The 13,300-nt window shown below is 43.5% G+C and carries 11 protein-coding genes; 4 read left to right on the top strand and 7 right to left on the bottom strand.

Going from position 1 to position 13,300, the window contains the following annotated elements; all coding sequences use genetic code 11:
* Nucleotides 1–475: 475 nt before the first annotated feature.
* Both IFO66_RS23395 and IFO66_RS23390 read left to right on the top strand, forming a co-directional pair.
* On the top strand, nucleotides 476–1,003 hold the full coding sequence (locus tag IFO66_RS23395; RefSeq protein WP_192027426.1) for a hypothetical protein: 528 nt from the start codon (nucleotides 476–478) through the stop codon (nucleotides 1,001–1,003).
* Nucleotides 1,004–1,493: 490 nt separating this feature from the next.
* Nucleotides 1,494–2,267 carry a hypothetical protein gene (locus IFO66_RS23390; protein ID WP_192027425.1) on the top strand — a complete coding sequence of 258 codons (774 nt, stop codon included), beginning with the start codon at nucleotides 1,494–1,496 and terminating at the stop codon, nucleotides 2,265–2,267.
* A gap of 189 nt (nucleotides 2,268–2,456) precedes the next feature.
* Here the strand turns inward: IFO66_RS23390 and IFO66_RS23385 are convergent, their stop codons facing one another.
* Complete coding sequence (locus IFO66_RS23385) at nucleotides 2,457–3,353, bottom strand: zinc ribbon domain-containing protein (protein ID WP_192027424.1); 897 nt, start codon at nucleotides 3,351–3,353, stop codon at nucleotides 2,457–2,459.
* A 130-nt stretch (nucleotides 3,354–3,483) separates the two neighbouring features.
* Nucleotides 3,484–4,455 carry a helix-turn-helix transcriptional regulator gene (locus tag IFO66_RS23380; protein WP_192027423.1) on the bottom strand — a complete coding sequence of 324 codons (972 nt, stop codon included), beginning with the start codon at nucleotides 4,453–4,455 and terminating at the stop codon, nucleotides 3,484–3,486.
* Between the two features lie 304 nt (nucleotides 4,456–4,759).
* Here IFO66_RS23380 and IFO66_RS23375 point away from each other — a divergent pair, with 304 nt between their 5' ends.
* Nucleotides 4,760–6,136: an alkaline phosphatase gene (locus tag IFO66_RS23375; RefSeq protein WP_192027422.1), complete on the top strand. Its 1,377-nt coding sequence runs from the start codon at nucleotides 4,760–4,762 to the stop codon at nucleotides 6,134–6,136.
* A 7-nt stretch (nucleotides 6,137–6,143) separates the two neighbouring features.
* Here IFO66_RS23375 and IFO66_RS23370 read toward each other — a convergent pair whose 3' ends face one another.
* The 5 genes from IFO66_RS23370 to IFO66_RS23350 all read right to left on the bottom strand — a co-directional run bounded on the left by IFO66_RS23370 (nucleotide 6,144) and on the right by IFO66_RS23350 (nucleotide 10,702).
* Nucleotides 6,144–6,284: a hypothetical protein gene (locus tag IFO66_RS23370; protein WP_192027421.1), complete on the bottom strand. Its 141-nt coding sequence runs from the start codon at nucleotides 6,282–6,284 to the stop codon at nucleotides 6,144–6,146.
* Nucleotides 6,285–6,383: 99 nt separating this feature from the next.
* Complete coding sequence (locus tag IFO66_RS23365) at nucleotides 6,384–7,430, bottom strand: hypothetical protein (protein WP_192027420.1); 1,047 nt, start codon at nucleotides 7,428–7,430, stop codon at nucleotides 6,384–6,386.
* 11 nt (nucleotides 7,431–7,441) lie between these two features.
* A complete protein-coding gene (locus IFO66_RS23360) occupies nucleotides 7,442–8,398 on the bottom strand; it encodes a TolB-like translocation protein (protein ID WP_192027419.1) in 957 nt (318 codons plus the stop codon).
* A gap of 208 nt (nucleotides 8,399–8,606) precedes the next feature.
* Nucleotides 8,607–10,019, bottom strand: coding sequence for a sensor histidine kinase (locus IFO66_RS23355; RefSeq protein WP_225446019.1), 1,413 nt, complete (start codon nucleotides 10,017–10,019; stop codon nucleotides 8,607–8,609).
* On the bottom strand, nucleotides 10,016–10,702 hold the full coding sequence (locus tag IFO66_RS23350) for a response regulator transcription factor (RefSeq protein WP_192027418.1): 687 nt from the start codon (nucleotides 10,700–10,702) through the stop codon (nucleotides 10,016–10,018). Before IFO66_RS23350 ends, IFO66_RS23355 begins: the two co-directional genes overlap by 4 nt.
* A gap of 228 nt (nucleotides 10,703–10,930) precedes the next feature.
* On the opposite strand from IFO66_RS23350, the gene IFO66_RS23345 reads away from it, so the two are divergent.
* Nucleotides 10,931–12,628: an alpha/beta hydrolase family protein gene (locus IFO66_RS23345; protein ID WP_192027417.1), complete on the top strand. Its 1,698-nt coding sequence runs from the start codon at nucleotides 10,931–10,933 to the stop codon at nucleotides 12,626–12,628.
* Nucleotides 12,629–13,300: the final 672 nt, after the last annotated feature.

Raw genomic sequence — 13,300 nt, 5'->3', positions numbered from 1 at the left:
TATGATATTGAGTCATAAATAGTACCTCCTCTGAATGGGTCTGCATAACTTCATTCTAGACGAGGCTCTATTTCATGGCTCTTTTTTTTGTTCACCATTTTACACAATTATACGGACTCAACTGCTGAAAGAGGCTGATTGAGGTGAATGGTTGCGAATATGCAGTTATTTTTCGGAATCTGTGCGTAAATGAAGATAAACTACGAAAATAAATGCATAGTTGCATCATTTTCTATGTAATCGTTAAAAGAGGCTTAGAAAGATGTATTATTGCATCAATTACTGAACAGCGCATTAATGAACGTGCGAGCATGATTAGTCACGTCAGGAACAGTCGGTTTGTGGTATATGCAATCTAGCTTTGATTTTTAATATTCAAATTTTCATGAAATAGCGCAACTTCTTCGAAATATGAGCGTATGAATAAGTAATACATACAAAACTTCCATAATTAAGAAGGAGGTTGCATACAATTATGAGTCATGAACTTACGATTGCAGAAGCTTTGAGTGTACGGGCAGCCATTTCGCGCAAGATTGATGAGCTGCGCTCTGAACGAGGCAATAATAATACGGTTTATGTTGATAAAAATGAGACGCCAGAGTATCCCGCTCGCAGCGTCGATGTTATTACGGCTGAGTTAGATGTTGTGCAAAGGGACTATCGCAAGCTTGATGTCATGATTGCCCAAGCTAATCTAGCGAACACGATTGCATGGGATGGTGGCGAGATTACGATTCTCGAAGCCATTGAATTGGCCAAGCAGACACGCCAAGAGATGAGTGCTTATAGCTACTTGGGACAACAGAAGAAGCGGGAGCGTCTTCGTGGTGGTGGAACTGGTGAAGCAGCAGCATTGTATCAATATGCTTTGTATGAGCCGGAAACGTATCATCAGCTTACACAGAAACGGACACGTGAAGTGACGAAGCTGTCTGCCTTGATTGAGCGTGCGAATCATATGAATATGATTGCATTCGATGCTTCTAAGTATATGGCTTAATTGGTTGGCACAGCATGCTACATGTTCGTAAAAGGGATTAACGGTGAACTTCCCGTTCTCCCTAGCTTCCAACAGGTGATTCACCGAGGCGAAACGGTATTAGTCGCCTGCTGGAAGCTGGTGAGAACCAGCATGCAGGAAAGTGTGGGCAACCGCAGCATCTGGCGGCTTTAGATGCACCCAACCATAAACCTGAGCGTAAGTCGATAACAGATTACAGCTGAACGACTACACGATTATACGCGCTTACGAATAACGGACTTATGAACCTTCCAAATAGCCCCGTTTCCTGTAGAGCGCATCCTTTCGAGGATGCGCTCTTTGCTATATTTGGGTCTCAATAAAGGGATTTATTCACTTGAAAAATAATTGAGTTATGAGGAAATGAAATAAAGGGATATATTAGGAGGGTGGCTGGTAGTTCTTGTCGAATACTACATGTATATAGATATGTATGTACATATATAGGTACTGGAAGGGGTTTCAACAGATGCAGCGTACACCAGGATCTTCAACAACGACAAGATCACGATCACAGTCATCATCTGGCTCGACAGGGGCGACAAGTTCGAGTTCGACTACAAGAACAGCGAGCTCGGCAAGAAGTAGTACAAGTTCATCTGGGCGATCGGTTATGGGACGGAACCAGCCGTCAGGCTATGCAACAAGTTCAAGCAACAGACAGACAAAAGGAAGTTATACTTCAGGGTCAACCCGTCATACTCAAACGCCATCGAGTTCTAGATCAGCTAACCATAATTCGTATCGCTCGGGTAGCAGTGGTCAGTCATCACGAGCTGCTCAATCGCGTTCTGGCAGAGGCTATTCGAATGAAGATCGCTATTCACAAGGTAATAGAGGATCAGCTGAGGGAGTTGATGCAAGACGGGATGGAAACCATGATGAGTTTGTTATGCCATGTTTTAAATGTAAATCGAAGCAGTTTAAACAAGTAAAGAAAGGGTATCAGTTCAAATGGATGGGTCTCGCGCTGGTGTTACTCCTTTTTGCTCCGTTTATTATTGTGAGACAACTTCCTCACGGCATCCTTTTCTTTGCTAATTTATATATGGATAGTGGCATTAATGCTGCTTATTATATAATGGAACTTTTAGTGTCGCTTAGAGAACTTATTGAGGTCCTTATGTATATTTCTATTTTGTTATCGTTGCCTGTTAGCATTGGAGTTGGATTTATCGGTAGCAATAAAGTCGTACAATCCTGTCTCCGTTGTGGCAACAAAAGAGCATCGCTCGCTACATAGGGCATTGGCTGTTTGATCTTAGTTACATGGAGAATCATAATGGCTATGCACAGCATGCAAAGTGTGAGGTATGGAGAAAGTCATATTTTAAGCTACTATAAAGGTATACATGCACGAAGACAGCTTCCCAGTGCTCTTACATAAGGGAAGCTGTTTTCTTTGTAATACTAAGATTGTAAATTGAGCAGATTATGCTCGTTCCACGGCAATATAAATTTCAACTTCTCCGACACCATTAACGACTTTCTCTGCGCGGTACAATTCGAAATCGCCACTGTAGCTGCGCTTGCGCTCAGTCTCGGATTGCCATTTCCAGATGCCATGCCAAGCTTCGGCTACCACTTCCATGACAGGACCAGAGCGAGTTAGGAACACAGCATATTCCGCTTCGGGAAGTGTAAGGGATGCTTGCGTCTGTTCAGCATTTGCAGAATTGGCAGTGACTGCATTATCCGAAGCCTTTGCGCCCGCATCTTGTGCAGGAGCAGCAATAGTAAAGTTGTAATCGCCCCAAATTTCATTTTCATACTGATGATAGACGGCATATAAAGGCGGCTGCGTTTGTGAAGCTGCAAGCTCTGCGTTAGCAACTGTAGCTGAATTTGTCCCAGCAGTTATATTTTTGCATTCATGCTGCTCATTGCTGGATGTATCGCTAGGTTCATTACTCGATTGAGATAACGACATCACCTGCTGCCATGCTTGTGGAATCTCTCCATTGCCGGACATTTCTTGCTTATTGCTCGTTCGCTTCGTAATAAGGCTTTGGAGTGGAATTGCATCTAAGCGTTCATATCGAACAGGTTCGATGGATGGTAATTCATCTTTATCTGTACGCCAACGTTTTAAAAATGGCAGTGTATTTTTCATAAGCTGTCTTGCTTCTTCCTCTGACATGCCGTTTTCCATCACATGTGGTACGCAAATCTCGATCATTTCTTCCAAGGTGCAATTTGGATTTGTAAATGCTCCTTCTTGATAACAGTACTTACAGTAGTCTTTACTCAGGCTTCCATTCACATCAGTTCCTAGTTGGCTATCTTCTACAAGCGGCATACTGCAGCTTTGGCAAAATGGAGTCGTCATTATATATCTCTCCTTATTATTGAAGGTTAGTTGTCTTGCCTCATTTGTTTATCCCGGGTATAGCTTTAGTATAAAAAAACGAACCTGACAACAGTCTGTCAGGTTCGTAATAGAAAGATTGATGGAGCAGTTAAGATTGATATTTAGCAGCCATTTTTTCGATTAATGATCCAATCCGATCTCGCAAATGAGGTGGAGAGACGACTTCAACATAAGGTCCATAGCCAAGTATAAAGCTTTCTAGCCAGCGATCTTCGGGGAAAGCAACTGTGACCTGATACGTGCCATTCGGCTGCGGAACTAGCGCTTCTACACCGAATCGTTCTTCGGCCATCGACTTGGCACACTCCTCGAATGACAGAATGATTTCTGTTGTGTTCTCTGGTGCCGTCCAATTGTTCCACGGTTGAGATAAGGATAACGAATTCAAAGTAACATCCGTGTCAGCCTCTTTGGTGAACTCATTGCGGTCAAAGTGCTGCTCAAGCAGCTGGATATTTTTCATACGGAACAGCTTGAACAAGCGGAAATCGTTGCGTATCGTGCAGTAGGCGTACAAATACCACTGTTGGCTTTTCAACAACAACGTATAGGCATGAACATCGCGCTGCGTCACTGATCCATTGGCATCTACATATTGAAATTGAATGACGCGGTCTTCTTCGACAGCCCGCTTCAATAGAGCTAGATGATGTTCGAGAAACGGATATTTGCCCCAAGTTGATAGATCAATTTGAAATCGCTGCAAGTGCATAGCCAGTGACTCGCCTTGAGCTTCAGGGACGAGCATTTGCAGTTTCTCTGCCAGCATCGGCTGCTGATTCAACGTATGGGCAGTAGATAAGCTTTGAAGTGCTGTAAGAATGGAAGCAAGCTCATCATAGGTAAGTACATTGCGTTCTAACTTGTAGCCGTCCATAATGCGAATGCCACCATTTGCCCCTTGTTGGGTCATAATCGGAATGCCTGCCATATTTAATGTTTCAATGTCACGGTATATCGTTCGAATCGATACCTCGAATTGGTCTGCGAGTTCCTTCGCCATTACTTGGCGTCGATTCAACAAGACGATAAGGATCGATAATAATCGTTCAAGTTTCATAGTTTCTCCTCATTATTAAAATAAGCTTTGAAAATAAAGGATGACTGTTACTGCTTCGGTATTTTTTATAATACATGCCTACTCACACTATCATGTTACATCGTTTTGGGAAAGCAAACGGACTATGTCGATTTTTACATTATTCGAACAGTTGGTATTGAACTTGATTGCTAATTTACAATTCTCAAAATAATTTACAGCAATTTAACGCTGATTATATTTCCCGCTAACATTGCCCAATTAAGATAAGGTTGTGACGGGGGATATCTCCCGAGTTTACTATCCTTGAGGAGGATTCGGCGTAATGATAAAGCTTAAACCGAAGAAACTACTTCTATGTGCACTCGCATCCGTGATGGCTTTCGGTATTATTGGGGGAGCATGGGGACTTGAAGAGCGCCATGCTATAGCAGCAGAGAGCAAGCCAGAATCCAAGAAAATTAAAAATGTAATCTTCATGATCGGGGATGGCATGGGCTTCAGCTATACAGCAGCTCATCGTTATATGAAAGACAATCCAGATACACCGCTTATGGAGAAAACGTTGTTCGATCAGCATTTAGTAGGAAGTCAAATGACGTATCCAGAAGACCCGAAAGAAAATATTACAGACTCTGCTTCCGCAGCAACAGCGATGTCAGCAGGCGTCAAAACATATAACAATGCGATTGCGGTTGATAATGACCATTCTCGCGTGAAAACGGTTCTAGAGCATGCAAAAGGCAAAGGCATGTCTACTGGATTGGTTGCAACTTCTGAGGTTACACATGCAACCCCGGCTGCATTTGGCGCTCATGAGGATTCGCGTAAAAGTATGGACCAAATTGCCGATGACTATTTTGATGAGTGGGTATACGGCAAGCACAAAATCGACGTCATGCTTGGCGGCGGCAAATCAAACTTTGCTCGTAAAGACCGTGATTTGACGAAGGAATTCCAAGAAGATGGCTACAGCTATGTGACGAATCGAGAGCAGTTGTTGAAGGACGATAGCGAGCAGGTGCTCGGATTGTTTGCCGATGGCGGGTTGGATAAAATGATTGACCGCAACAGCGAGACACCTTCCTTGAAGGATATGACGGAGTCCGCGATTAAGCGTCTCGATAAAAATGAAGAAGGCTTCTTCCTTATGGTTGAGGGTAGCCAAATTGACTGGGCTGGCCATGACAATGATGTAGTCGCAGCAATGAGTGAAATGGAAGACTTCGAGCAATCATTGCAAGCAGTACTTGAGTTCGCGGAAAAAGACGGTGAGACGCTGGTTGTATTGACTGCGGATCACTCCACCGGGGGATTCTCGCTCGGAACGGACGGCAAATATTCCTTTGATGTAGCGCCAATTAAGGCGGCGAAGCGTACACCTGACTATATGGCAGCGAAAATTGCTGGCGGTGCAGATGTAGAGCAAACCTTGAAAGCCTATATTGATTTGGAATTGAAGCCTGATGAAATTGAAAGTGTGAAAAAGGCTGCTGTAACGAAGGAAGTAACTGAGATCGATAATGCGATTGAGCAAATTTTCGATAAGCGTACGTTCTCTGGTTGGACAACAGGCGGACATACAGGTGAAGATGTGCCTCTTATCGCTTATGGGCCAGGCAAAGAGCAGTTTGCAGGTCTGATTGACAACATTGATAACGCAACGAAGATTTTCAAAATTATTGATGAGAATCACAAGTAATAGCTGGTCATTGAGACTCATCATTGATTATAGATGTTTCCTCGTTTGACATGTAATGAACAGCATGAATTGATGATTTGTAACCCCAAATCATCCCTTGATCCCCTTTGGATTCATCCTGAACCTCAATATGAATTGAACGCGTCATCTCCCCCTCTCCCCGGGGAGAGGGGGAGATGACGCGTATTTTTTTACTTGTATATGCTTATTAAAACGGCTTGATTCGATCACTCCGATGGAGCAATTATTATTGTCCGAACAATTGATTCACTTGAACATCCAACTGATCCCAGAACTTTTTAATCGTTGGCTTGATATCCCCTCGAATACTGCCGCCTGGCTCGCCTTGGTTGTAGATGACATCTTTATTTTCGTTAATAACGACTAAATAATCACTTACGATCTGCGCGGTTTTGCTTGTAGGGTGCTGTTGCACAAGCTTCTCGTAGTTGGCTTTGACTTCTGGCAGCAGCTTCATTGTATCATTATGCGTCTCGTCAGCAATTGCATTGTAGCGATAGCCATGAATGTATTCATGAATGTACTGCGAGTACAAATCCAGCATAGCAGCTTTCTTTTGGGCATTTGGATAGCCCGTTACATATTGTTCTACATCAATTAAGCGTTTAGCTAGCTCATCGCGCGTAATTTTTAGAGCACCGTCACTCATTAGCTTCTCCGCAGATTCATTAGCCTGAATAGCAAGGTAACTACTCAGATCGGCAGATATATAGTTGGCATAATCTTTATGCAATGCAGCATAATCCACTTTCAAAAAAACATCATCTGCCCAATCCCAGATCAATTTTCCCTTTTCCTGATTAAGCAGCCACTCTTTGTAAGCGGAGTCTTGTTTCGCTTTCTCGATATTGAAAATACCGTGCTCTATATACTTCTGCATGTCTGCTTGCGACATAATTGTGGTCAAGTTCGCATTGATGCTTGGGAGCTGTTCCGTATAGAACTGCTCCAACCGTAAAAACATGCTATCAGCCGCTTTTTTATCCGCTTTGCTAATATGTTTATCAAATAACTCGATCGCTTCATGAGCTTCCTTCACTTCAGTAATCGCCAGCTCGAACTGCTTAGCTGGATTCTGCTCCTCACTTCCTGTAGGTTGCTCAGCTGGATTCGCTGCCGTTCCCGTTTCGTTCGCGGCAGGAGGTTGTTTCACCGTCAATTTATCGTTTCCGCATCCTGTAATGAGGCTCAAGGCAACGAAAGAGGCACCGATTATAATCGCGATGCGCGCTGTTTTTTTACTCCATTTTGATTGTTCGTTTACTATGTTCATCGTAACTCTCCTTATTTAAGCCGATAAATGGTCGTGATGGAGTCTCGATTATAGTAGTCATACTCATTGCTCTCACTAACGAGCAGTTGCTGACCATTAGGACTCCATACGACTGGGGCTTTCATGTTGGCTTGATTCGTTAACTGTGTCGTGCTTCCCGTGTTCGCACTTATCAAGTACATGCCTGATACTCCTTGATTAAGATCTAACGACATAAATGCCAGTCTATCTCCGGTAGGGGACCAAGATAGTTGGCCGATGACTTTCATACGAGCGATAGGGGGACTTTCATTACGTGCAACCAAGTCAGGCGAAGTAATATAGAGCTTTTGCTGACTTGTGTTTGAATCATTTATGACGTAGGCAAGCTCCTGACCGCTTGGTGAAAGAGAGAAGTCTGCAACATTAGCTAGCGTTTGAAAGATTTCTGTAGGCGCCGAAGTCTTGAATGTGAGCAGTTGACTAGATTGGTCCAGCACATATATCCATTCTCCCTTGGCTTGAACTTTTTGCACTTGTTGTACTTGTTGCGGTAGGGGAATGTCTGTAACGCTTCCGGTGGCAGCATCGATTATTGCGATGTGGTTGCCATTTTCCCTTACCGTTGTAGTAACGTATAATCCGTTATCCGTCCAAGTCCCACGATTGCCGCGGCTCTGCTGAGGAAGCGTAATCGATCGACCTTGCTCAAGGTTAATTAAGCGAATCTCCCCGCCATAGTAAGGATAAGCTACAGCATGCTGGCGAATGGGCGAAACTTGCACCGTAAGATAAGGGGGAATGCCGAGTGATTTTTTTTCGTTAGTAACCAAATCTCGTTCATGCCAGTACTCATCTGCTGAAGCTTTCCCTCGCTCAAAACAAGTAAGCTTGTTGTTAGACAGCCAGTCGGAGCAGTACGTACGGTCCAAACGCTCAATTTGCTGTACAGAGATGAATGGTGCATCTTTACGCGTGGTAGGCTCCAAAATTGTTAGCCCTTCATTTGGAGCAGAGGCGCACGCTGTTACCATTGCGCTAATACTGATGAGTACGACGTAAGCAAAGGCTCGTACTTGATGAGTGGATATCCTGCGTTTCAGTTCTAGTCCTCCTTTCTTGTCATGTTTGAATAAGCCAACTATAAATGAACATGTTTTCCACAGTATTTCGAATTGTTTCCAACTTGTAACGTTTTTACGGTTTGTACAATTGAAACGTGATTATAAACGATGTGCCTTGATCTAAATGATCCTCAATTCGAATGGTTCCTTGCTGCTTTCTAACAAATTGTTGTACTAATGCTAGCCCTAAGCCAGTGCCTCCCGACTGTCTTGCACGATCTTTATTCACCGTATAGAATGGATCGAATATTTTCTCTCTACGTTCTAATGGAATGCCTATTCCCGTATCACGAAATTGAATCTCTACACGATCATCAAAAATACGATTCGTCACCGTAATCCTTCCGCCTTCGATGTTATATTTAATAGCATTGTCCAATACATTGATGAAAATATGAATGATGCTTTCTCGGTCTGCCCATACGATAGAGGGTTGCAGCTGTGTTGTCATCGTGAGGCCGAACTTGTCTGCTTTCCCTTTCATACGAGAACATAAATCTTCGATTAAAGCTTGCAATTCAACCTGCTCTGGATGCTGTTCGAACTCGTATTTGTCGAGCGCGGCAAGCTGCAGTACTTTTTGAACGAGATCATATAGACGTGCTGATTCTTTCTCAATGGCAGCTCGCGCTTCCCGGATAAGGTTAGGATCATCTTGATACATAGCAAGCAAATCCGTATAGGCTTTAATCGAGGTAAGTGGGGTTTTAAACTCATGACTAATATTGTTTATAAAATTGCGCTGCCCCTCTATGCTCGTTTGAATGGCCGTATTCATTTCAAAAATGCCTCGACTAAGCTCGCCTAGTTCATCTTGACGCTGTAACGTAGGAGATGTTAAATATTTTCCATTGCGAATATGATCGGTGGCTTGTTTAAGCTGCACAATTGCTTGTGCTTGTCGGTTCATATACAGCAAGCCAAGCACGAGGCTGCTCACAAGTACAATCACCCCTACGACGATGAAGCGAGAGACTAGATTGTTATAAAAGGCTTGTTCGTCATGAACAGATACTTGAAAATGAATGACACCAATCTGCTCATCTGCACCTTGAAGGGGTGCTAAATACTCCATAGTTTCACCTTTAATAAAATAAGCAATTTTATTTTGCAGGGCGTAACGTAAGGCATCTTCCACAGCCGTCGTTCTTTCAACGATTGGCAATGAATCTCCGACTTTCGTACCTGTCATATCATATAACAGTACTCTCATAGCGCTTGATGTACCGATTTCAGAAGCGAGTCGTTGCCCCTGCATTTGTAGAAACAATTGCGAATCAAGGCGGGAGCCAGCAGCAAGCCGTTCCTGAATGTGCTGATTCGCGAAATCGGCCTGCTTCTGCATGGAAATCTCTCTTTGCTCATGCTGATAGTCGGCAACTCCTTGTAGGACAAAGAAGCTTATCGCACCAATGGTTAGGAGAAGGAGTCCTGCAATAAACAAGGTGAATTTTAAGTTTAGGTTCAAACGCAATGGTCGTTTCATTTTTGCACTCCAACAGCTTTATAACCAATTCCGTACACCGTTTGCAGCATTTGCTGCTTATCATCGCCCAGCTTGGTGCGCAAACGTTGAATATGGATATCTACAGTGCGGGTTCCGCCTGCATAATCGTAGCCCCATACTTGCTCAAGCAATTCTTCACGAGTGAATATTCGCTTAAGATGACTTAGCAGCAGAGCAAGCAGATCGAATTCTTTAGGTGTTAGAGCCAGTGCTTCTCCACGGAGTAGGACGCTGCGCTGCTCGACATGGATGGTTAGCTCTCCAATACGAATATCGAGCCCATTATCTAGGGACTCTGTTTTCTCTAAACGTCTGCACAGCGCTTTCACTCGTGCAACGACTTCTCGCAAGTCAAAAGGCTTGGTCATATAATCATCGGCGCCTAATTCTAGTCCTAACAGTTTGTCCGCGATATCGTCCTTTACCGTCAGTAGTAAAATACCTACATTGCGGTCTTCCAGCTTGCGGCATACGTCAAATCCGGTCATTTTTGGCATCATTACATCGAGTACAACTGCATGTGGTTGAAAGGTTTCTGTCTTGTTTAACGCTTCTTCACCATCATAAGCCGTTTCTACAGTAAAGCCTTCACGTATTAATGCATATGCGATCGCACTGGCGATGACTTGCTCATCGTCTGCTACGAGCACTTTATAGTTCATTTCGCAGTACCTCGTTTCGTTATCGTTTCAATTCAAAAATTTTATAGTTTCCATACTAATATGAAAAAGAATGAAATGCACATGTACATTACACAAGTGTTTACAAATTTTAACTTAGTAGTATTTCAAATTTGTGATAATATCAAAATTATCCATGTCATATACTAGAAAAAAATATGGAGATGGCTACTAGACAAACATCATAGAAAACAAGAGGGGAAGATGGCTATGAAGAAATCAGCTTGGAAATGGATGTTGGCAGCGTGTATGTTGTTCGGTACGATGGCGCCAGTTGCATTGGCAGCACAAGAAACTGTACCTGCAAAAGAGTCTCAAACGGTTCAAGAAGACCGCGTTAACACAGGTCAAGTCCCGCTTCGCCAAGCGGCTTTATCGATTGGGGCTGTTGTGAAATGGGACAAGGCTGCTAACGCTGCAAAAGTCAGCTACGGTGATATCGTATGGACCGTACGTTTGAATCATGCTGTTTCGGATGTAAATGGTACTGAGTTGAAACTTAGTGCTAAGCCTGGCCTAACGGAGCAAAAGAACATGACCGTTCCGTGGGATAGCTTCAAGCAAGCCCTTAACGTTAATGCAGAGTGGAAAGATAATAAAGTGGTCGTCGATGCTTCGGATTGGAAGACGAGAGCTTCCCAATTTGTCGTGACGTGGGGACAAACGGTAGCCAATCCTCAAGCTGAGGCTGCTTTGCAGCCCTATTTGACAGAGGCGTTGAAGAAAGCGACGAAACATTTCCCATTTTCAATGACTGTGATGCAACTTGTTCCTACATTGGGCCAGCCGGTTCAATTTGTTTCTGCAACACAGCAGCATAATGGTGTTCATCTTACAGTGACCGCTACATTTAAGACAGATAAGGGGATTCCACTTCAAGTAGAGCTTCGTTATACAGCAGAAGGGCTTATTAATGAGGTATTCCCAATTTATATGCCGGCAGCAGGTTACCAGAAGCCTACCTATGACAAGGCAGGTAGCTATAAAGAAGAGTCTATCGTATTCGGTGAAGAGGCATTCAAACTTCCTGGAACGTTGACTTTACCGGCATATGCAAAAGGAATAGTGCCGGTTGTCGTGCTCGTGCACGGTTCTGGTCAGCATGATAGAGACGAGTCACATGGAGCGGGCAAGATTTTCCGTGATGTGGCAATTGGACTAGCGCAGCAAGGTGTAGCTACGGTGCGCTATGAGAAGCGGACACGTGAATACCCGAATCAAGCTGCAGGTGCAGCAGACTTTACGGTCATGCATGAAACGGTAGCGGATGCAGTTTATGCAGCGAAGTGGGCTGCGCAAGATAAACGGCTTGATAAAGCAAATGTATATGTGCTCGGACATAGCCAAGGTGGAATGCTTGTCCCGCGTATTTTGGACAACGATAAAGACAAAGCCATTCGAGGCGCTATTGTTGCGGCAGGACCTGCTGGTCCGCTTGAAGACTTAATCTTGGTGCAGATGGAAGCTCAAGTGAAACGTGCTAAGGATGGCAAGCTTCCACAAGAAGTTATTACACAATTAGAAGGGGGAGTTGCTGGATTTAAGCAGTTTTTGCAAGTGATAAAAGATAAAAAGTACAGTGTGGACAATTTGCCACCGAACTTCCCGATGGCGAAATGGTGGATGGACTTCCGCAACAATTATGCTGCTGAAGCAGCAAAAAAACAAACGGTCCCACTCTTTGTCATTCAAGGGGACAACGATGTTCAAGTGGATAAGTCACATTTAGATATGTGGAAGAAGGAACTGACGCAGCGCAACAACGTCGAGTACAAATTGTATCCGAAGCTGAACCATTTCTTTATTCCAAGCGAGCAGCCATCTACGGGTGCAGAATACGCGATCCCAGGCAACGTGCCGCTTGAAGTAGCAGAAGATGTAGCGAAGTGGATTAAGGCGCAGAAATAAGCCAGCTAAGCAGGCTTGGAGTAATTACAAAGGCATGTTATGTTGGCTGCTGCTTGCTCACTAGTTGATTACTAATTAATTGTTAGTTATTTGTTGGGGAATTACTAGGAAAATCGAGTTTGAGGCAGTCTCTTTGTAAAGGTGAACATGAAGGTCGAGTTAGGGACAGGCTTGTCCCTAAGCTCGGCCTTTTTGCCCATTGTATTCTCTCTGTTCAATATATTTACTCGTAAAGAGGATTGGCTAGTAATCAGAAATATTGTGACTTCCGCTTGATGTGAAAAGCCTTGAACAGTAAATTTTAATAGCAGAATAGCAGAATAGCAGAATAGCAGAATAGCAGAATAGCAGAATAGCAGAATAGCAGAATAGCAGAATACCAAGCTACCAAAATAGCAGGTACCAAGATAGAGCAGGTACCAAGATAGCAAGATGCCAAGATTGCAAATACCAAAAAAGCTGCAAAAGTGCAGCTTTTTTGCATGTATAACAACAGATTAGAAGAATTGCTGCAAAAGTACATTTTTATTCGTGGATTATGCCCATGTAAGGGTCAAGTCCATATTTATGTGTAAATTCCTCGTCGTCAAAATGGTTACTATTTGGTTTGAGGACGTCGCCAAGTATGGTACGCATTGAGATCTACGTACTTTTTCCCTGTCGTCCATTTGT

Source organism: Paenibacillus arenosi (genome assembly GCF_014841135.1).
Taxonomy (GTDB): Bacteria; Bacillota; Bacilli; order Paenibacillales; family Paenibacillaceae; genus Paenibacillus_B; species Paenibacillus_B arenosi.
The sequence above is the reverse complement of the archived record's forward strand: the minus strand, read 5'-3'. Positions and strand labels throughout refer to the sequence as shown.

What these genes read in the sequence shown, in the direction of transcription:
- IFO66_RS23370 (WP_192027421.1), bottom strand. Translation starts at nt 6,284, where the DNA reads ATGACGCGTTCAATTCATATTGAGGTTCAGGATGAATCCAAAGGGGAT.
- IFO66_RS23345 (WP_192027417.1), top strand. Translation starts at nt 10,931, where the DNA reads ATGAAGAAATCAGCTTGGAAATGGATGTTGGCAGCGTGTATGTTGTTC.
- IFO66_RS23350 (WP_192027418.1), bottom strand. Translation starts at nt 10,702, where the DNA reads ATGAACTATAAAGTGCTCGTAGCAGACGATGAGCAAGTCATCGCCAGT.
- IFO66_RS23395 (WP_192027426.1), top strand. Translation starts at nt 476, where the DNA reads ATGAGTCATGAACTTACGATTGCAGAAGCTTTGAGTGTACGGGCAGCC.
- IFO66_RS23365 (WP_192027420.1), bottom strand. Translation starts at nt 7,430, where the DNA reads ATGAACATAGTAAACGAACAATCAAAATGGAGTAAAAAAACAGCGCGC.
- IFO66_RS23355 (WP_225446019.1), bottom strand. Translation starts at nt 10,019, where the DNA reads ATGAAACGACCATTGCGTTTGAACCTAAACTTAAAATTCACCTTGTTT.
- IFO66_RS23385 (WP_192027424.1), bottom strand. Translation starts at nt 3,353, where the DNA reads ATGACGACTCCATTTTGCCAAAGCTGCAGTATGCCGCTTGTAGAAGAT.
- IFO66_RS23375 (WP_192027422.1), top strand. Translation starts at nt 4,760, where the DNA reads ATGATAAAGCTTAAACCGAAGAAACTACTTCTATGTGCACTCGCATCC.
- IFO66_RS23380 (WP_192027423.1), bottom strand. Translation starts at nt 4,455, where the DNA reads ATGAAACTTGAACGATTATTATCGATCCTTATCGTCTTGTTGAATCGA.
- IFO66_RS23390 (WP_192027425.1), top strand. Translation starts at nt 1,494, where the DNA reads ATGCAGCGTACACCAGGATCTTCAACAACGACAAGATCACGATCACAG.